The 19,657-nt window shown below is 39.2% G+C and carries 18 protein-coding genes and 1 pseudogene; 5 read left to right on the top strand and 14 right to left on the bottom strand.

Annotated elements, in window-relative coordinates; genetic code table 11:
* Positions 1 to 64 precede the first annotated feature (64 nt).
* From dcm to DXC23_RS04500, 11 genes and pseudogenes are all read right to left on the bottom strand, one after another.
* Positions 65 to 1,965: pseudogene (gene dcm / locus DXC23_RS12505) on the bottom strand (DNA (cytosine-5-)-methyltransferase).
* Positions 1,958 to 3,208: a site-specific DNA-methyltransferase gene (locus DXC23_RS04550; protein ID WP_117704966.1), complete on the bottom strand. Its 1,251-nt coding sequence runs from the start codon at positions 3,206 to 3,208 to the stop codon at positions 1,958 to 1,960. The pseudogene dcm and the gene DXC23_RS04550 overlap by 8 nt, the downstream one beginning before the upstream one ends.
* Positions 3,209 to 3,787, bottom strand: coding sequence for a P27 family phage terminase small subunit (locus DXC23_RS04545; RefSeq protein WP_117704965.1), 579 nt, complete (start codon positions 3,785 to 3,787; stop codon positions 3,209 to 3,211).
* A 455-nt stretch (positions 3,788 to 4,242) separates the two neighbouring features.
* On the bottom strand, positions 4,243 to 4,590 hold the full coding sequence (locus DXC23_RS04535) for an HNH endonuclease signature motif containing protein (protein WP_022234825.1): 348 nt from the start codon (positions 4,588 to 4,590) through the stop codon (positions 4,243 to 4,245).
* A 118-nt stretch (positions 4,591 to 4,708) separates the two neighbouring features.
* Positions 4,709 to 5,119, bottom strand: coding sequence for a DUF1492 domain-containing protein (locus DXC23_RS04530; protein WP_022234826.1), 411 nt, complete (start codon positions 5,117 to 5,119; stop codon positions 4,709 to 4,711).
* 1 nt (position 5,120) lies between these two features.
* Positions 5,121 to 6,467 (bottom strand): DEAD/DEAH box helicase, encoded by a 1,347-nt coding sequence (locus DXC23_RS04525; protein WP_117704963.1) that lies wholly within the window; start codon positions 6,465 to 6,467, stop codon positions 5,121 to 5,123.
* Positions 6,448 to 6,729, bottom strand: a complete 282-nt coding sequence (locus DXC23_RS04520) for a VRR-NUC domain-containing protein (RefSeq protein ID WP_117704962.1) — start codon at positions 6,727 to 6,729, stop codon at positions 6,448 to 6,450. Before DXC23_RS04520 ends, DXC23_RS04525 begins: the two co-directional genes overlap by 20 nt.
* A gap of 129 nt (positions 6,730 to 6,858) precedes the next feature.
* Positions 6,859 to 9,114 carry a phage/plasmid primase, P4 family gene (locus DXC23_RS04515; protein ID WP_117705069.1) on the bottom strand — a complete coding sequence of 752 codons (2,256 nt, stop codon included), beginning with the start codon at positions 9,112 to 9,114 and terminating at the stop codon, positions 6,859 to 6,861.
* A complete protein-coding gene (locus DXC23_RS04510) occupies positions 9,107 to 9,547 on the bottom strand; it encodes a DUF4406 domain-containing protein (protein ID WP_117704961.1) in 441 nt (146 codons plus the stop codon). Before DXC23_RS04510 ends, DXC23_RS04515 begins: the two co-directional genes overlap by 8 nt.
* A gap of 5 nt (positions 9,548 to 9,552) precedes the next feature.
* Positions 9,553 to 10,320: a phage antirepressor KilAC domain-containing protein gene (locus DXC23_RS04505; protein WP_117704960.1), complete on the bottom strand. Its 768-nt coding sequence runs from the start codon at positions 10,318 to 10,320 to the stop codon at positions 9,553 to 9,555.
* Positions 10,321 to 10,392: 72 nt separating this feature from the next.
* Positions 10,393 to 10,908: a hypothetical protein gene (locus tag DXC23_RS04500; RefSeq protein ID WP_117704959.1), complete on the bottom strand. Its 516-nt coding sequence runs from the start codon at positions 10,906 to 10,908 to the stop codon at positions 10,393 to 10,395.
* A 513-nt stretch (positions 10,909 to 11,421) separates the two neighbouring features.
* Between DXC23_RS04500 and DXC23_RS04495 the strand changes: the two genes are divergently transcribed.
* From DXC23_RS04495 to DXC23_RS04475, 5 genes are read left to right on the top strand one after another with little or no spacing between them, the layout of a single operon-like run.
* Positions 11,422 to 12,369: a hypothetical protein gene (locus tag DXC23_RS04495; protein WP_117704958.1), complete on the top strand. Its 948-nt coding sequence runs from the start codon at positions 11,422 to 11,424 to the stop codon at positions 12,367 to 12,369.
* A gap of 18 nt (positions 12,370 to 12,387) precedes the next feature.
* The gene (locus DXC23_RS04490) at positions 12,388 to 15,186 is read left to right on the top strand and encodes an AAA family ATPase (RefSeq protein ID WP_117704957.1); all 2,799 of its coding nucleotides are present in this window, start codon (positions 12,388 to 12,390) and stop codon (positions 15,184 to 15,186) included.
* 16 nt (positions 15,187 to 15,202) lie between these two features.
* The gene (locus DXC23_RS04485; RefSeq protein ID WP_117704956.1) at positions 15,203 to 15,406 is read left to right on the top strand and encodes a helix-turn-helix transcriptional regulator; all 204 of its coding nucleotides are present in this window, start codon (positions 15,203 to 15,205) and stop codon (positions 15,404 to 15,406) included.
* Between the two features lie 10 nt (positions 15,407 to 15,416).
* Positions 15,417 to 15,875 carry an NUDIX domain-containing protein gene (locus DXC23_RS04480; RefSeq protein ID WP_199523041.1) on the top strand — a complete coding sequence of 153 codons (459 nt, stop codon included), beginning with the start codon at positions 15,417 to 15,419 and terminating at the stop codon, positions 15,873 to 15,875.
* Between the two features lie 15 nt (positions 15,876 to 15,890).
* The gene (locus tag DXC23_RS04475; RefSeq protein WP_117704954.1) at positions 15,891 to 16,655 is read left to right on the top strand and encodes a SinI family restriction endonuclease; all 765 of its coding nucleotides are present in this window, start codon (positions 15,891 to 15,893) and stop codon (positions 16,653 to 16,655) included.
* 50 nt (positions 16,656 to 16,705) lie between these two features.
* Here the strand turns inward: DXC23_RS04475 and DXC23_RS04470 are convergent, their stop codons facing one another.
* The 3 genes from DXC23_RS04470 to DXC23_RS04460 all read right to left on the bottom strand — a co-directional run bounded on the left by DXC23_RS04470 (position 16,706) and on the right by DXC23_RS04460 (position 19,327).
* Positions 16,706 to 18,082 carry a DNA cytosine methyltransferase gene (locus DXC23_RS04470; protein WP_117704953.1) on the bottom strand — a complete coding sequence of 459 codons (1,377 nt, stop codon included), beginning with the start codon at positions 18,080 to 18,082 and terminating at the stop codon, positions 16,706 to 16,708.
* Between the two features lie 76 nt (positions 18,083 to 18,158).
* The gene (locus tag DXC23_RS04465) at positions 18,159 to 18,623 is read right to left on the bottom strand and encodes a hypothetical protein (protein WP_117704952.1); all 465 of its coding nucleotides are present in this window, start codon (positions 18,621 to 18,623) and stop codon (positions 18,159 to 18,161) included.
* A 209-nt stretch (positions 18,624 to 18,832) separates the two neighbouring features.
* Positions 18,833 to 19,327, bottom strand: coding sequence for a recombinase family protein (locus tag DXC23_RS04460; protein WP_158552434.1), 495 nt, complete (start codon positions 19,325 to 19,327; stop codon positions 18,833 to 18,835).
* Between the last annotated feature and the right edge of the window lie 330 nt (positions 19,328 to 19,657).

The following is a 19,657-nucleotide window of genomic DNA, read 5'->3' as shown; positions in this document are numbered from 1 at the left end:
TGATTTAGTAATATATATATCACTCTGAAAGGGTGAAAAATCAAGATACGAAAATCGAGAACAATTAGGAGATATTTTCTTCTTCTTGTGTAGAATTGACAATGCGTGAAAGTACAAAAACAACACAGGGGAGAGCTACACCGTTGCCCCACATTTTGTATTCAGCAGAATCAGTATGAGGATTTTTAAGCCACTTGATTATCTGCTTGTCAGTTTTAGGCTTTTTGCCGTTGATTTCAGCATATGCGTTAAAAACTTTTCTCCAGAAATCAATTTCTTCATCGGTCGGGTTTTCAGTTTCAAGACCACTGCACCACCAATCCGGAAAGCCTTGAAGTCTTGCACATTCTGTCGGAGTTAATCTTCGTACTATGTAAAAGGGTTCTTCACTTACAGTTGGCGGATCTTTGAAATCTGATGCAACAAGAGTATTTGCTATGTTTTTCTCTGCAATTGTGTGATATGAGTTTTTACTGGTTGAATACGCCAAGTGTGCAACAGCACCCGGACCTCTTGCAACCATTGTGGGTTGTAGTTCGGATTCAACCACAAAATTATATTTTGCGTTTACACCTTGATTGAAAGCTGACCTGTCGATACCGTAAGATACAGCATGTCTGTCCGTGGCATTGAGCGTAAAACTGACATCTTCGTTTACACCGTTTCCCTGTGGCCCATTTTCGTCTTTTCTGCCAATCATTGAACCTTGAATACTTACTACTGCGACTCCGCCTTGATTTGAATCGGGCGAGTTTCCGCCTGTATCAATCGTTCTAGCTGTTGTTGTAGGATAGCAATTATGTCTTGCATTTTTTGTCCCTTCAGAAGTGAATCTGACATCAAAACATTTTGAACTTTCAATTACGAAAGGTTGGTTGTTTCCGCCTGTGCCATATGTAGAAAGAACGGTGGGTGCTTTTTCAATTGGCCCTGTATATCGTGTGTCTTGACTATGATTTTCAAACATCACTGCTCCGGGTACTGTGCCGGCACGAAGTGTGGGGGAAATTTCCTTTTCATAGCCTATACTTCGACTTTTAGCTGAATGTTCTGTGCAGAAACCGGCTGAATCAATAACGCAAGGCGGGTGATGTGCCTCAGCACGAAGTGTGCAAGTCACATCTTCGGTAATATCCATTCTGTTACCGCCTTGGTCATTCAAAACTATTCCGTTTCTGCCTGTAGACATTCCGCAGTTTGCACCGATTGTAGAAGATATATTGCCCGTCAGTTTTGCATTGTATCCGTCAAAGCCTGTTGCTCCAATGCAATTCTTAACATCTGTGGTAGCTGTTTTCCTCTGGCTGACGCTCTGCGTAAGATTCCCAGACAAGCTTTCTGACTCAAATAGTATTTTGTCGGCACATTCGCCTGCAAAATCTGCGACAAGGTAGATTCTCTTTCTTCGTTGGGGCACTCCCCAGTATTGAGCATCAAGGACTCTCCAACAAACGGAGAACGCATCTCCATGATTTCCCCTGAGTTAGTCCATTTTCCACTTTTAGGTTTAGAAACAGATAGTCTTTTATCTTTGATTTTGCAGATTTCTTCGAGGACTGTCCTAAAGTCCTCACCTTTGTTTGACGAGAATGCTCCGGGGACATTTTCCCACACAATGAATCTGGGATATTTTCCATTTGTTTTACACCTCATTTCCTTGATTATTCGTATGGCCTCGTAAAAGAGGTTACTTCTTGTACCACATAATCCTGCCCGTTTACCCGCAATGCTCATATCCTGACACGGACTTCCGAAAGTGACGATGTCAACATGTGGGAGATTTGCTCCGCTTAATTTTGATACATCACCAAAATGTTTCATTTCAGGTATGCGCTTGGTTGTTACACGAACAGGAAAAGTCTCAATTTCCGATGCCCACAAAGGAGTAACACCGCAAATCAAGCCTCCGAGCGGAAACCCGCCACTGCCGTCAAACAGACTGCCGAGGGTCAGCTTTCTATTCATTTTCAACCTCTGCTTTCTTAACGAGTTCAGAGTATGAAACCTTTTTGCCGTTACGGACAACAAATACATTTTCAGAAGTACCAACCTGTTCAATGTAACGCTTTACAATTACATCACAATATTTCTCATCAAGTTCAATGGTATGGCAAATACGATTTGTCTGTTCACAGGCGATAAGGGTACTGCCACTTCCACCGAATGGGTCAAGTACGATACAATTGCTCATACTTGAATTTTTAATTGGATATGCGATGAGGGGGACAGGTTTCATTGTCGGATGGTCACCGTTTTTCTTCGGCTTATCAAACTCCCATATTGTGGTCTGTTTTCTGTCTGAATACCACCGGTGCTTTCCGTTTTTCTTCCAACCAAACAGACAGGGTTCATGCTGCCACTGATACGGACTTCTTCCGAGAACAAGACTCTGCTTTTTCCAAATACAAGTACCTGAAAGATAAAAGTCTGCGTCAGCAAATGCCTTTCTGAAATTTAAACCTTCTGTATCTGCGTGGAAAACATAGATACTTGCATCATCAGCCATAGCATTTTTCATACAAGAGAATGCATCGAAAAGAAACTGATAGAACTTATCACTTTCAAGATTATCATTCTTAATTTTCCCCGCACTGCCTTCGTAGTTTACATTGTACGGCGGGTCTGTAACAACGAGATTTGCTTTCTTGTCATTCATTAGAATCGTGTAGGACTCTTCTTTAGTACTGTCACCGCAAAGTAGTCTGTGATTTCCAAGTAACCAGAGGTCACCGTTTTTTGTGATTGTAGGATTTTTGAGTTCTTCTTCAACATCAAAATCATCTTCTTTTGCGTCATCGGCAGTATCAAAAAATCCCGCAAGCTCGGTTTCGTCAAATCCGGTCAGACTCAAGTCAAAATCAGCACCTTGCAGTGATTCAATTTCTACCTTCAAAAGTTCCTCGTCCCAGTCGGCATCAAGGGCCATTCTGTTGTCGGCAAGTATGTAGGCTTTCTTTTGTGCATCATTTAAGTAGTCAACAAAAACACACGGTACTTCAGTAATATTCTCAGCCTTGGCAGCCATAATTCTGCCGTGACCGGCAATGACATTGTAGTCGCTGTCTATGATTACAGGATTGATAAAACCAAACTCACGAAGTGATGAACGAAGTTTGTTTATCTGCTCCGCACTATGTGTTCTTGCGTTGTTGACATATGGTATCAGCCTGTCAATCGGAACAAGCTGTAATTCTTTTGTCGTTTTCATCTAATTACCTCTTTTCCTTCTGAGCAAAAGCTCCATAGTATCGTTCGGGTTATCCTCAAACGGAACCGTGCAGTTTTGCTTTACAATATCGTAAATCTCATACCAGATAAGGTTTGCACTTTTCTGATACTGCTGACTCATCTGTACGAACGGCGACGAGATTACTCCGCCCGTGGTCGGGTGCTTTCCAAGCAAGCCGTAGGTGCTCGTTGCCTCCTCACACTGAATGTATCTTGCAAATGCCTGAGCATACGCTTCAATCAATCTCGGATTGACAAGCCGTTCGCAACCACGCTCTTTGAGCCATAGCCAAGTTTCCTTGTATATCTCATCTGCTCCGAGAGGCACTCCGTTCTTCTGTTTTGCCGAAAGATAGTCTGCCGGTTTTGGCATATCCGCACCTTCAACAACCGCACCTTCGGGCAGGTCAACCGCCTCCAGTTCCGCACTCGTAAGCACGGGTATATCGTTTTCCATTAGCCGAACAGCCTGACCTTTTTGCAATTTTTCTGCCACGGACATTGGCTTGTCACCGGCCCGAACTCGTCTGCCACCTCTGTTTGTACCGTCCTTTGCCATATAAAATCACCTTCTTTCACAATTTTTAATACCCCGTTTGAACTGCCGTTTTTGTGCGTGACACCCCACGCCGCTGTCCGCTATATGCATCGCAGAGATTTTGATACCCCCACCATTTGCTGAAAATTGACAAATAAAAACTCAAATGGTAGAATAAATAAAAAAGTTGGTATACACTTTTGCTTTATTTCTTATGTTCGGATTTCCAATTGATGAAATAACACTCCTTTTAACATTTGTTCAAACAGCTATATCTGTTCTTGCTTATTTTGGAAGTGGTGAAAAGATTATGGAAAACAGAAACAACACGGTTTGGTGCGGTACACGCGGAGTGATCAAGTATGTCTGCGAAATTCGCTGGGATAAACAAAAGTGTTACAAGCGTGCTGCGATAGGTTCGAATCCTGTCCGCTCCGCCATATTTTAGGACTACCTTCACGCGGGTAGTCCTTTTTTTATCTGTCTCCAAGGTCGTGGTGAATTTTATTGTGGCAGGACTGACAAAGGCTCATTAGATTATCTGTACTATGTGTACCGCCTCTTGAAAGCGGGATAATGTGGTGAACCTCCTCGGCAGGTGTTGTTCTGCCCTGTTTAAGGCACTGCTCACACAACGGGTGTGCCTGCACATAGCGGTCACGAATTTTTTTCCACGCTCTGCCGTACTTCTTGTTGACATCAACCGCTCGTGTGAATCGGTTGTACTGATTTGCAATCAGCCTTTGATGCTCCTCACAATACCGCCCGTTTGTAAGTTTTGGACAGTTTGGATATGCACAACCCTGCTTTGGTTTATGTGGCATAAGCTCCTCCTTTCAGGCATAAGAAAAGCCCTGCAAATTTCTCTGCAAGGCTTTGAAAGTCTATTTCACTGTTTATATTATAGCAGATGAGCATACTGTAATTCTATGGAATTTACTGTCAACTTTCGGGAATTACAACACTTTTTAATGCGTTCTTTCTTATCTTGAACACATTGTCAATACTGCAATTCATCTGTACCGCTATTTCTTCCCAGGTTTTAAAGCACAAATATCTCAATTCAAGAATTATCTGATATTCAGGATTCTGTACGGATTTTATTGTTCTCACAATATCTCGCTTTAAATCAACAAGGCTGTCGATGTCTCTGTTTATTTCTTCCTGCAAATCAACAATTTTTACAACGGTATCCTCAAGTCGAGAGTTACCGGCACTTTGACTTTTTGGCATATCCGATAATGTAGTCGTGCATTTTGTTGCAAGAAGATTAAGTGATTTAATCTGTTCAATTTTTGAATCTATCCTTTTGTCAAGTCTGTATGCCTGACTTAAATATTCCTTTGCCGTCATTTTATACCTCCAAATTTGCCCTTACGGCATCTATCAAATCTGCCTGCGTTTTGTTCTTTTTCTGCAAGGCTTTCAAAATTTGTTCATCAATCGTGCCTTTCGTGATTATGTGCTGAATAACAACAGTGTTTTTCTGTCCCTGTCGATACAGTCTTGCGTTGGTTTGCTGATACAGCTCAAGTGACCATGTAAGGCCAAACCACACAAGAGTTGAACCCCCGTTTTGAAGATTAAGTCCGTGTCCGGCACTTGCAGGGTGAATGAGTGCAACGGGAATTTTGCCATCGTTCCAATCGGAAATATCCTCATTTGTTTTGATTTCACGAACAGAAAACCTGCTCTTTATCCGTTCTAAATCGTGTCTGTACCAATATGCAATAAGCAGAGGTTTGCCGTTCATACTCTCAATTATATCCTCAAGTGCTTCAAGCTTTCGGTCGTGAATTTCAACTATATTCTGCTCGTCATCGTAAATTGCACCGTTTGAAAGCTGGCATAGCTTGTTTGAAAGGGAGGCGGCATTAGATGCGGTAATTTCTCCGTCAGTGATTTCAAGAACCAAGCTTTTTTTCATTTCATCGTACTGATTCTTTTCGCTGTTGGAGAGTTCAACAACATAGTTGCTTGTTAAAAGCTCAGGCATTTTCAGATATTCATTTGCTTTCATAGAAACCGTGATGTCTGATATTTTTTCGTAGATGGCATTCTCGGCATTTGGCAGAGGCTTATATGAATATACAATCGGGCCATTCATTTTGTCGGGTTTGAAATATGTGTTCCTGTACTGCCCGATAAAATAACCGAGCCGTTTGCCCATATCAAGAATTTTAAATTCAGCGAACAAATCCATAAGTCCGTTTGATGAGGGTGTACCTGTCAGGCCGACAATTCTCTTTACAAGCGGTCGCACCTTCATAAGACTTTTGAAACGCTTTGACTGATGATTTTTAAACGAACTGAGCTCGTCAATAACAACCATATCAAAGTCAAATTTATATCCGCTTTTATTCACAAGCCAGTCAACATTTTCTCGGTTGATTATGTAGATGTCAGCTTTTTCATTGAGTGCTGAAAGTCGTTCATTTTCATTGCCTACTATAAGGGAATAAGTGAGAGTGCTTAAATGCTCCCACTTTTTTATCTCATCAGTCCATGTGTTTTTTGCAACCCTGAGCGGTGCGATTACAAGCACCTTGCACACCTCAAAGCTGTCAAAAAGGAGATTGCGAATTGCAGTCAATGTAATTGAGGTCTTGCCAAGTCCCATATCAATCAGCAGTGCTGAAAACGGATGAGTTTCAATATATCTGATTGCATATTCCTGATAGCTATGTGGCTTGTATTTCATCAATCATTCCTCCAATCTGCTCTACATCGTCAATCACATAAACCTTGAATCCCAATCGTTTCAGCATCTTGTGCCGTGCAAGCTGGAGTGCTCTCGGCTTTTTGCCGTTGGATTTTAGCTCGACCATGCCAAAATGACCGTTTGGCAAAAATATCAATCTGTCAGGCATACCGTTAAATGAGGGACATACCCATTTCAGACAGATACCTCCATCTGTCTTCACTTTTTTTACTAATATTCTTTCAATTTCACTTTCACGCATTTTTACACCTCAATTCAAGGTGTGACAGAGTACGACTGTCATTCCCTATACTTTTATATATAGCTTATTTTTTTATTCTATAAGAAAAGGATAGTAAATAGCCGTCATAAACTGTCACACCTACTGTCATTAGTCCTCTTCCATAAAGTCTGTCTTGAGTTTTAAGCCTTTGATGTATCTGCCATTCCTATCACGAAATTTTTCAAAACCCACGGTTTCAAGAGCAGTATAGAAATCCGTTGTACTGCGGATAAATTCGCCCATTTGAGTGCAGAAAATTCTGTATTCGTTATATACCTCTCCCGACTTTGCAATGTATGATGAGTCAATTTCACAGCGTTCGCTCAAAAAATATGAGAGCCAATCGTTGCTGTCCCTGTAATGCTCAATTGCATCACAGACCTTTTGCGGAGGAGTGATTTTGTAATTATCTTTAATCACCTTTTTTGATCCCTCAATAACCCAACTGAGAATTGCACCGCCGGCATGCTCAAAAAGATAGTCCGCATAGTTCTTAATATCAGCATTACCCTCAATTGTTGCATCAAACGGAATTACAATAAGTCTTCTCCATGTACCTTTGTCGATAGCACCGACTTTCGGCAGGTGGTTGGTATACAGCACAAGAGTATGAGTAGGAGTATATGAGAAAGGGTCTTTGTATTTCTTTTCTGCATAGATTTCATCGGTGGAGCAGAGCTGTTTAACATTTGCCGTGTTAAGCCTCATACCTTCCTCAAGTTCAGATGCAATTAACATTCGTTTGCCTTTTGCCTCTGCAAGCTCAGGTTTAACATTTCTTCTGCACCCGACTGTAAGCATATCCGCAGAGATGTTGCCTGAATATGTACCCAGACCCCTTGCTATGACATTCCAAAATGTACTTTTACCGTTTTTCCCTTCACCATATGCGATGATGAGAGCCTCAACATATACCTTGCCGATTGCAGAAAGACCAACCATTCTCTGAACATAGTCAATAAGGGCATCGTCACCCAAGAAGAAAGTATTGAGTGCAGATTTCCATATATCCATACCTTCATCTGATGGATCAACGGCTGTCTGTTTTGTAATGAGATGTTCGGGCTTGTGTGCGATTGAAAGGTCAAGTCCGTGTCTGAGGTCATATGTACAACTTGGTGTATTCAGCAAAAATTCGTCTGCATCCAGATATCTTTGTTCAACTTCAAGCATAGGTCGAGCCTCCTTGAGCGTTGCGGAAATACACTTTGTATCTCTGCGTTTGACAGCATATTTCTTGTAATTCAGGGCATTTTCATACATCTCATATGTGTGTGTCTGCTCCTTGTTAAACATCTGCAAAGCTTTCTTTGCACCAACAGATACAATTATCTCCATACCACCATTTTTGACGAGCTTATCCATGGCTTTTTTTATTTCGGTTTCAGACTCAGCAAGCTGTCTTTCGGTCAAATCTTGAGAAACGCCTTGAGCCTTTGGTTTTGATTCCTCCCAAAAACTTCCGTTGTAGACCATATAGTCGGTAGATGGGGAATAGGAGAGAATATTTTTATACTCCCGTGCAAGAACAGTAGCTTGTCCTACATCTGAGAAATCTTCAGGTTTTAGTTTGCAGTCAGAGTTGTATTCCTCGGGTGGAATGTATCCTTCTTGGTTTGACACCTTGTTACCGAACCTTGATGCACTTCGCCATATCACCTTAAGTTCGCTTTCAGGGAGTGGTGGATTACAGAGTTCTGCCTTCTTAAGGAAAATCTGATAAGTTTCTTCTGTATTTCCATATCTCTTGATAATCTTTCCGGCAATGTGGCTCATGGTACTGTTACGCTGACCTTCTGGTACTTGCTCAAGACTTGCATCGAAGTCAGCAAAGTCATCCTCTTCCAGATAATCAAGAATGGTTTTATTCCCTTCATAGAACTCCACTTCATCAGAGTCATTTCCATAAAGGAAACGAGCCGAATCAAGTGCGTTGGTATCGTAATAAGGAAAAGTATCGGCAATCCTGCGTTTCATATCTGCATACTTCTGCTCATCCGATACAATCTCAATAGGGAAGAAGATATGAAATCTTGGTCTAGCAGACTTATTTCCCTTTGGAAGGTTGTGGTGTCTGCTATACGATACAGCAAAAGCAACACCCGGTATTTCAAGTGCTATATCAAGAGGAGTTACCCATTCATTCGGGTTGTCTGAATGGTCATTATCACAGTCAAGCGGAATACAGTCGGAAAACTCGAAATTATCCTTACTGCGATAATTTCCTTTATACTTTGCAGTTACATGATCCATTTTGGTTGATGTGATAAAGGATTCCTTGTCGGTAACAATCATCTTGTTGGGATACAAACAGTTCCCGTTATTACCGACACAATCTGCTGTGTATATAGTGAAATTAAGCATATTCATTTACCTCCTTCATCGCATGGTCAAACCATCTGATTTTCATTCTTCTTTTCTTGGCAACACCAATCTCACGAGCCATACCACGGCTAACCACTCCGCCGAATACCCAGAGTTCGGTACATTTTCCAAGAAGTACATAATTGAAGTGCATAGCCATTTCTCGTTCTGCATCATTGCCGTCATCCATGAACTGTGGATAGAGAAGATGAGGTGTTACTGGGATAGCATTCTCCTTAACGGCATATCTGCTGTATGCTTTTGCATTTTTTATATTGTTCTCGATATCACCTGCATACGGACTGCAAACATATACCAACGGAAGATAGGCAGCCTTTTTATCAGCTGCCACTTCTTCACGATGGATATTGGTAAGAGCCTCATATGTAGTCGGGTCGGAATAACCCTCATGATTAAACTTATCAATGCCCATATCATTTAATCCTCCTGTTCCATAATTGGCAATATTCCATCTTTCTTTAAAAGATCATAAAGGAAAAGTCTGCCCTTCTGTGTCCAATAGGTATGCATCACACTTCTATTCTCATCGATTGCATAGGTACGTGATTGTGTGTATCCGCATTCTGCATACTGCTGATATAAAAGCCATGTCTTTCTGAACTTGTACTGAACCCCCAGTTCATGAAGAAGTTCATTGAACTTGCGACCGCTCATACCGTAGTCCTTTGCAATCTGTGTAATAGGAACTGTGTTCTTGTTCTGTAAAATAAGGTCATAGTAGCTTGCCTTTGGTTGCATCTCTGCAATCTGCTGACGCTGAATTAGTGTCTGGCATTCAAGCTGTTTTCTTCTCTCACGCTCTTCCTTAAGCTGTGTAAGTGCTGCAATCGCAAGATCAGGATTTTCCAAAATCTCATCGATGGCATACATTCCATGCTTACGGATAGTCGGAAGAACCTCTGCCGTTACCCAATGTTTGAACTCCTTCGCATTAGGCATCTTGCTAGAAAGGATAAGACTGTAAAGACCTGACTCATTGATAATGATGGTTTCCTTATCCTGGTTACCATCAAAGATCATGACCTTGTGTCTGTCCTCTTCATCTACATGACGGTTAATATCTCGACTACCGTTCTGGTACCCGAGAATGTCTGCTACATCCTTGCCGACAAACATAACCTCACCGTTTACAGTTGCTGTTCTTACAGAGCCAAACTCTGTGCTGTTAAATACTTGTAATTCCATGCGAATTACCTCCTTCAAAATAGAATTTCCTTGAAGGTGTCACCCTCCTACCTGGTAGCCTTGGAAGAAGGGTTAAAAGGACGTTTTTGAAAAAACTTTTTTTAATTTGTTGATTGCACGTCTATAACGATGACTGACATTGTTGGCATCCTCATCGATTGAGGCTGCATACTCGCCAACGGTGTATCCGTCAAGTGCAATGGCAATAACCATATCTGCTACTGCAGGGTTAAGAAGACTTCTCAATGTTTCACAGCATGCTTCGTATTCAAGCTGGTTATGTACTCCATCAATAGAACTGTTGAAGTCTGACTTATCAGCTACTCTGAACATGATTGCTTCTTCTGTGTTGACCTCAACTGTTCCGTCCTTGCTTTTCATATAAGCGTTGCCAGTATGACGGTCATGCTTGTGCCAACTGTTGTAATCTGGTCTGTTGAATCTCTCTTCGATTACATCCTGGACTCTCTTTTCGTAATCCTCCTGACTTTCTTCTTCTGAAATGGAGATATTTAACCACTTTTCAATCTCCTTTGTTTCAACCTCAAGTGTCTGATACTCGTTCTCGTAACGAATCTTGATTTTCATAAAGTTCCTGCCTTTCTGCCTGGTTCTTGCAGAAGGGCATAGGAAACGAATAGGGTCGGTGCTTATAGAAGTACCGACCCATGAAATGCCTGAAAAAGAGCATAAGGAAATAAGGGTACTTCTATCGCACCTTTCACAGGTTGTCCTGTGATTGATGCCGATATCTGTATCCCAATGCCCTTATAGCTAATCAGGCCTTGTGATATTATTTTTAAGTGCCTCTGGCACTTAGTTGAATCCACTAAATGAACTCAACTAAAAGTCATAGAGAAAGCAATTCTAATTGAAAATATGAATTTTCTCTGTGAACGCATATTAACAATTTGTGAAAGTGTAGATTTTAGTCTATTTTTCTGATATAATAATTTTTAGACCAATTTCCCAGTACTTACTCACAAGTAGTAAGCACTTGCTGTTTGCTTTCTACACTACCCAGTATATATAAGTAGGTAGGTAGAACTCGGTAGCCGTGGGTAGACTTGGGTATTAATAGACGATAACGGTGGTGGAACTATGGAATTTAAGGTTTTTGCAAAGAAACTAAAGAATGTAATTGGCGGAAAAAGCAATACCAAATTATTTACGAAGACCATTTTTGAAACCATGATGAATGAAAGTGGACCCGAATTATTAGCAGACACTAGCCTTGAAACTTTCAAATCATACTTCAACGGCAATACAAGTATTTCAAAGGTTGCTGCTCTTATATTGGCAAACTTAAATGAGAGCGATGAATTTCCTTCATATCTTGAAGGTTTCGGAGAAACAACTGCACAACTGCTTGCTGACGAATTTAAGAATGATATTCCTGATATTAACTCTGTAAATGCTTCATTCAAGATTACAGACTTGTTTTTTGAAATCTTGAGAGAAGCTGCAGGCAAAGAAAAAAGCACTCAGAAGAGTGCTGATAAAACCCCACACGATATTCTCGAAGAAAAGATACTGGCATCTGGGCAGGCGATAGCCGATGCGTGGGGTAACGCAGTAAGCAACCTGGTAAATGGATTAGATAGAAACAGTAATGCCGGAACAACAAGTGTTCGACTTCCAGAAGAACAGCCAAATGAATCCCTCTATTCTTCTGAAGACAATTTACTGCTTGAAGAATTCACAGCAGATTATGATGAAATCATGGTTATTCTCATCGGAGAAAACTATGCTGCATCATTAATCGACATGACTCTGCCATGTAAAATAAAAGACTTGTATGAAACCAAATGGATGTCAAAAGCAGATACATTTGCTGATCCATCTTTAAAATCATATGTTTTTGGTTTGCTTGGCGAATTAAACAATATAAGCAACAGCTTTTTAGTCAGTGGCTCTACAACTCCTTTTTTAGGAAGTTCCAGAACCAAAATACGCAATTTGTATGTAAAGCTTCATCCCGACCAGTTTGCCGGAACATTTCCGTATGATGCGTTTATCGATGACTGGGACGATGGAGAAAATTATTAATCGGAAAGGAGGATGTTGATGCCATCAATTGATGAATCCATCCGTAAAATAGACAACGTCATATGTAGGCATTTAGATGAAATAGAAAACAATTCTCGTGGTGCTATTTCTCAAGATATTTTAGAGCAGCTGACAAAGTTCGTAAATCATGTCATGCTCAAGTTTTATGCCAACGGCAGAGAAATACCTATCACTGCCGAAAACATAGCAAAGGCCATAGAGTTTGCACAGATAAACAGTGAACTGTACACTTTATATAAATTCCATAATTACCTGGAAGTAGTCACCACACAATATACATTGGATGAAGACGGCTCTGAACGATTAATGCTTAAGTATTACCAGTACCTGCTAGAAGCGAAAAATCTTGTCTGGCACTACTTTGGTATTGAGGTACTGCATAATTTAGATAAGTTTCCTCTTCATTTAGATGATACCTTACAGGAATACTATAAAAAGATTTCTGAAAAAATAGAACAATATCCAGTGGAATTCAAAGCTGAAAAAAATGACAAATACTATATTCAGAAAATTAAGCCACTGTTTGTTAACAGACACATATATTATGAAATCACATTTACACCAATAGATGATAGAAAAAACAAGTCCAAATCTAATAGGGTAATTGCTTTTACTAAACTATCAATCAAAAGCAATTACGCATCAAAGTTTCATCTCGTACATGAGACTATCGAAATATTAGGAAAAACAATGCCTATCATTATTATTAACGGCTGGGAGGTATCCATTCGTGACTGTGAATTTCAAAATTTTATCAAACTGATAAAAGGCGAGAAAAAAAGAGTACCGTATCCAGAGCAACGCTTAATCTGTGAGTTCCTTACTAGAACAAGGTACACCTTGACTGCTCTGATGGACTTCCCGGATAACGCCTATTATAGAATTACTCTCGAATGGAAAAACAACCTTAAATCTACTGTGTTTATTCCAATTTTAGATGAATGCAGAAAGCTTATACGAAAAGGCCGAAGTGGTAAAAACGTGCTACGATATCTGCTTTACAACATGAACAACGTTATTATTAAAGGCCAATATTCAGACGGATACTATAGCAAATACTATGAAGAATGGATACACGCCGGAAACAGTTATCTTTCTAGTCTGTATTTATCAAACGGTTGCAGGCAGTTTGATTCTTTACCATTTAACAGATCTCCTGTTGGACATAATCCAAAATTAGGAGCTGTATTCGACTGTATTCCTTGTAAAGACAAACGCCCTGAATTATTCGCAAGATTTATAAGGAATAACACAGAAGGTAAAGGTCAACTTTTCACTGATATTGATGAGTTGGGTAATTTCCCGGATTATCCAATTCTTATCGAAAAGTATAACGATAGCCTTTATTCAGGACACAGACCTGAAAGTGATTTAATGCTTGAGCATAATCAAGTATTTATAAACGATTACAAACTCGATACTTGCACTGTAATTGAAAAACTACAAGAGTTATCAGAATCCGGCATAGAAAATTACAGTGACGATGTTGAATTATGGCTACTATTCGGTGATTACGAAATTGATTGTGATGAAAAAAAGGACATCATCACTCGTATATTTTCAGAGTCAAAAGTAGGTGTAATATACGGTTCTGCAGGTGTAGGAAAATCTACGCTTATAAATCATGTTTCTCACTACTTAAATGATGATGCCAAATTATATCTAACCCAAACAAATCCAGCAAAAGAGAACCTGATGCGAAAGATTGATGCAGAAAATACAGCTTTCTCAACAATTGAAAGTTTCAAACGCCAAGGGTCTGCTTTTGCAAAATATAAATTATTAGTTATCGATGAATGTAGTACCGTTAGTAATAAAGATATGGTTGAGGTATTACAAAAAGCAAACTTTGAAATGCTTTTATTGGTTGGGGACACTTATCAAATCGATGCAATTCAGTTTGGAAATTGGTTCTCGGTACTAAAATCTTTTTTGCCTGAAAGTGCTGTTTTTGAACTTACCCAGCCTCATCGAACTAAGGATGAGCGATTGCTTGAACTTTGGGATAAGGTTCGACAAATGGATGATAAAGCAAAAGAAGTCATCGAGAGAGAAAGCTACTCCTTAAAAGTTGATGAAACCCTGCTTTCTTCACTTGAGCAAGGTGAGGCTATCCTTTGTCTGAATTATGACGGCTTATACGGAATCAACAACATCAACCGATTCTTACAGGAAAGCAATCCTAACCCTGCAGTTCAATGGGACGTTCAACAGTATAAAGTTGGAGACCCGATTCTCTTCCTTGATTCGGATAGGTTTTTCCCTGTCATACACAATAATATGAAGGGAATCATAAAGGGAATTGAAATCTTAGACCCAGACACTCATGAAGAACGCATTCAATTTGATGTTGAGATACCTAAGGTAGTAGATGAAAGTGATCTCCGGCGTATTAACCTCGAACTACTTGAATGTTGGGAAAGCGAAGGAAAATCCTTAGTTAGATTTTGTGTACACAAATTAAAGAGTGCTGACGAAGATGGAGATGAAAGTACCTCATTCACTGTTGTACCATTCCAAATTGCTTATGCTGTATCAATACACAAAGCACAAGGTCTCGAATATGACTCTGTAAAGATAGTTATTACAGATGAAGTTGAGGAACTTGTAACACACAATATCTTCTACACTGCTATTACAAGAGCCAGGAAAAAATTGAAAATCTACTGGACGCCAGAGGTTGAAGAAAAGGTTATTACCCGAATTAAGCCACGAGATATCAGTAAAGATGTAGAAATTTTAAAAAACTATCTCACAGATAAACAGCAAGATAATTCTCTCGATTTTTTACTGTAAAACAAGGAGGTTGATTATGCGAATCATTTATAACAAATTGTGGAAAATGTTAATCGACAAAGAAATGAATAAAAATGATCTTAAGGATGCTGCCGGAATCAGTGCAACGTCCATTGCCAAATTAGGCAAAGGCGCAAACATCACCACTGATGTTCTTCTCAAAATCTGTGAGGCTATGGATTGTAAATTGGAAGACATCATGGAAACAATAAAGGATTGAGGTGGAACGAATGAATCGTAAAACCTCGGTCGAACTTACGAATATGTGTATGATCTATGATGGCCGTGGAAATGTACTCGTTGAAGAAAAGCTTGTACATAACATAAAAGGATTAATCTTCCCAGGCGGTCATGTTGAACCAGGAGAAGCATTTGTAGATTCTGTTATTCGTGAGGTACGGGAAGAAACAGGTCTTAGCATTAAAAATGTAGAACTTTGTGGAGTAAAAGACTGGGTTGAATACATTGGTTCCAGATACATCGTATTTTTATATAAGACAAATGAATTTAATGGCAAGCTGAAGTCATCTGATGAAGGCAAAGTATTCTGGATGCCACTTGAAGAACTAAGAAAAGCCGAGAACAACCTATGGCACTTGGATCAGATGTTGGAACTTTTCTGTGGCAATACCTACTCAGAACTTTATTTCAACAGGAACGATTCTGCCATTAAACCAACGTTAAAATAACAGGAGGATAAATTTATGCCAAAACAATTAACAAAAACATTAGGAAATTTTAATGTCTCCACCGACATACTCAGACAAGGATTTGCTTCACTCGCAGGAAACAAACCAGAGTTGAATGATTTAGGAATTATATTTGAGGTTGGCTTAACTGATCTGTCTTTGTTCCCTAATATTAAACTAAGCGATTCTGCTACATATATGGACTATCTTGAAAAATGGATAAAGGGATATGCCGATGCCACTGCAAATCCACCCAGCCGAAGAAAAGCCTCTCCAAAAGGAAGCTGTTCTGATCCCGCAATACAAACAATTGTGCAAATTGCAATGAACGCAGATGAAACTTTTGCTGCACGTATGGCCGCATATCATAATCTTTTTATGAGTGCAGAAAATATTCAAGGTAATCTTCTAGAGGAATACATCAGTGTTTCTACCCGACCATACGGTTGGATTTGGTGTAACGGAAACGTGCTTAGAGCAATTGACTTTTGTTCCTCTGATGGTGCTGTTTTACTTCAGATCAAGAATAAATCTAACACAGAGAACAGCTCATCGAGTGCAATCAGAACAGGCACTACCATCGAAAAATGGTATAGACTTGGCACCAGAACTGTCGCAGGTCAGAAGCTTCCTGCATATAAGTGGGATTCACTCAATAATATTATCAACGCTCATGTAACTACAGGTATTGCTACTGATTGCAATATGAATGAAGACTCCTACCAGGAATTTCTTCGTAATATCACGTCACAAAACACGGACATTATTTCTGACAAATAATTAAAAATTTAGGGCAACTGCAAAATCACTATGCAGTTGCCCTGTTTCATCTACTCCGCCGCTTTCTCAAGTTGTTTTTTCATAAAATTCATCCAGGAAATCTCGTCAGTATTTTTATATCTTGAATACGAAAATCCAGTATTTTTATAATGTATACCTTTCATATCATCGAGAATAGTTTTGGCAATTGCCTCCCCCAATTTAATAGGTACAGCATTTCCAATCTGTTTATACTGATCAAGTATAGCACCACATATCTGCCAATCCTGTGGAAACTCCTGGATACAAGCATATTCTTCTACACTTAATGGTCTATCTTCTGTCGGATGCGCTAAATCCGTTGCTGGCATAGTTGGATTTGTAACCAATGTTGGCGATGGCTTTGAGTAAGATAATCGTCTTAAAAATCCTGTTTTACCGCCTCCCAAGTAGAAGGATTTTCCCATTGCCTCCTTTTGCATATCTAAAGGAAGGTCTTTCCAATATTGTCCTTCTTTGAGCATTCTATAATATTTCAATCTCTTCTCTGGAAATTCAATATAATGCTTTTCTACATTTTCAGGCAAATTATCAAATGCGTCTTTTAATGTTCTCCACTTCTTTAATCCATCTGTTCCGTTTTCATTATGAGTAGGTTGTAAATAACTTACCTTCTCATCTCCTAGTTTTCCTATTATTACAACACGCTCTCTAATTTGAGGAGCTCCAAAATATGCGGCATTATAAAGATTAAAAGAAACTGTATATCCCATTTCCTTTAATCTATCAAGGATAATCATCATCGCACCACCCTTGATAGGCTCCTCTAAATCTCCATATTTAAACGGCGTAGATAAAAGTCCACGAACATTTTCTATTACTATATATGTTGGCTTGATTTCAGATACTATGCTCAAATATTTTAAGAACACATTTCCTCTCTCATCATCAAAAGCCTTTCTATTTCCTGCAGTACTAAAAGCTTGGCACGGCGGCCCACCAAAAATAATATCAACCTTTCTTCCTTCTGGAACCTTCGCCATCTTAAGTATTTCAGCTGCTGAAAATTTAGTAATATCTCCAATCAACCCAATGTTAGGATTGTTTTTTTCGATTGTCATCCTGCACGCCTTATTAAATTCGCATGCTAAAAGAGCGTCTATCCCACCATTTCTCATTCCTACATCCAGGCCCATAGCACCCGAAAAAAAACTTAATGCTACTATTGGTGGAACATTATCATCAAGTCTTTCATGATCATCTGGTTCTATAACAACATTATACTTTTCTATATACTGTTTCAAATCCTCTTCTGATGTCAGCCACTGGCTTCCAACTCTTTCTGCCTTTAAATATTCATTTTTTATCAGTGTTCTTACAGACTGTGCGGTAACTTTCAATCTTTTCGCAACCTCTGTTACTGTTAATAAATCTGTTGTATCTATCAATGGTATCCCATCTTTTCTATATCGCAAATATTTATAGACCCATTATAACATATAAACTATCATAAATCAACCGTGCCTAGTGCGTACATATCAATTCAGGAGGAATATTATCAAATGAATGTTTTATTGGTTCACCCACTGGATCTAAATTCTTTTCTAAATATTTCAGTAATTCCGTATTCTCTATATAATAATACATTTGTGGTACTACAAATCCGGGTAAGTCATTTCTCAGTTTTTCCAGAGGAATCGCATTGGTCATTTGAAACTCTGTGATTTCCATTGCCACGGTATGCTTACTTAAATAATTATCAATTCTTGATAACGTTGCCTCGTCATATGAATATTTTTTCTTCCATGACTCAATTTGAACTCTATTATCCAAACGCATTATTCCAACGATAGCTTTGACTGGTGTACTAATATACAGATATGCCTTAACCGACTCATCTGGAAAAACACGCCTGTGTTCATATATCTTTTCTCCAGATTTCACTCGTTCAAATACATCAGCTTTGAAACTTAATAACATAGTTCTCATACTTCTTAATCACATCCATTCTGTCAAATCAAACTACCAAATATACATCTTATCCACTCAACCTACGCCAATGTTCATCTTGTCAATTCAGCCTTATCTAAAAATCAGTCTCGACCAATTCTCTCAGGCACAAAAAGAGAGCTTGGAGCAAACCTGTCAAATTTACCCCAAACTCTCGAAATCCTTTATTTCAAGGCTATTTGCAGTTCTTACTTCTGTACTTTTTGTTTTATACCCCATTTTATATTAGCACTTCGTGTTTCATTTTCAGCCTGTGTGCAAGCTTCAACGGTTGATATCAATAATGAACTTCCCACTGTTAATGTATCCAGTTCATCTTGTTTGAAAATAATTCGCACTTGTGACTCTCTTAAAGTATTTATTGCATCAAGCACCTCGACAGTATCTCTTCCAAGTCTACTAATGCTTTTTACCACAACTATATCCGTAAGTCCCGCTTTACATTCTTCTATCATTTGATGAAAGGCAGGACGAAAAGAATCTTTTTTAGCAGATGCAATATCTATATGAATATCGACCAGTTTCCAGTTGTTATGCCCGGATATAAATTTTGTCAGCCCAGAAACTTGTGCCTTAAGACTCTCAAGCTGATCCATAGTGTTAGAACTCATACGAGCATAGATGACAACATGTTTCATCGGCTCATTTGTATTAGCCGGAATCACTCTCACTTTGCCAGGCATAACATTCTCTCCTTCCTGCGATAGGCTAATTATCATTTGATATATTTCAAAATGATTATTAGCCTATTTTTACTCTCTCTTTTTTCATAAATCACAAGTAAACACTTCTGTATAATCGACCCAATCTCAATATTCCTGTCTATCCAACCATAAAATTCCCTTGATTTTAAAAGGCTTTTATGACATTTTTGCGGTATTATTTCTAGCAACCAAAACTCTCGAAATCCCCTTATTTCAAGCCTTTTTCACACTTTTACTTGTGTACCTTAGTCAACAGAACTACGCACTCCACGTGGCTTGTCTGGATATGCAGAATGGCTTTGCCGTTTT

Origin of the sequence: Eubacterium sp. OM08-24 (assembly GCF_003438075.1) — a bacterium.
Classification (GTDB): Bacteria; Bacillota; Clostridia; order Oscillospirales; family Acutalibacteraceae; genus Ruminococcoides.
The sequence above is the reverse complement of the archived record's forward strand: the minus strand, read 5'-3'. Positions and strand labels throughout refer to the sequence as shown.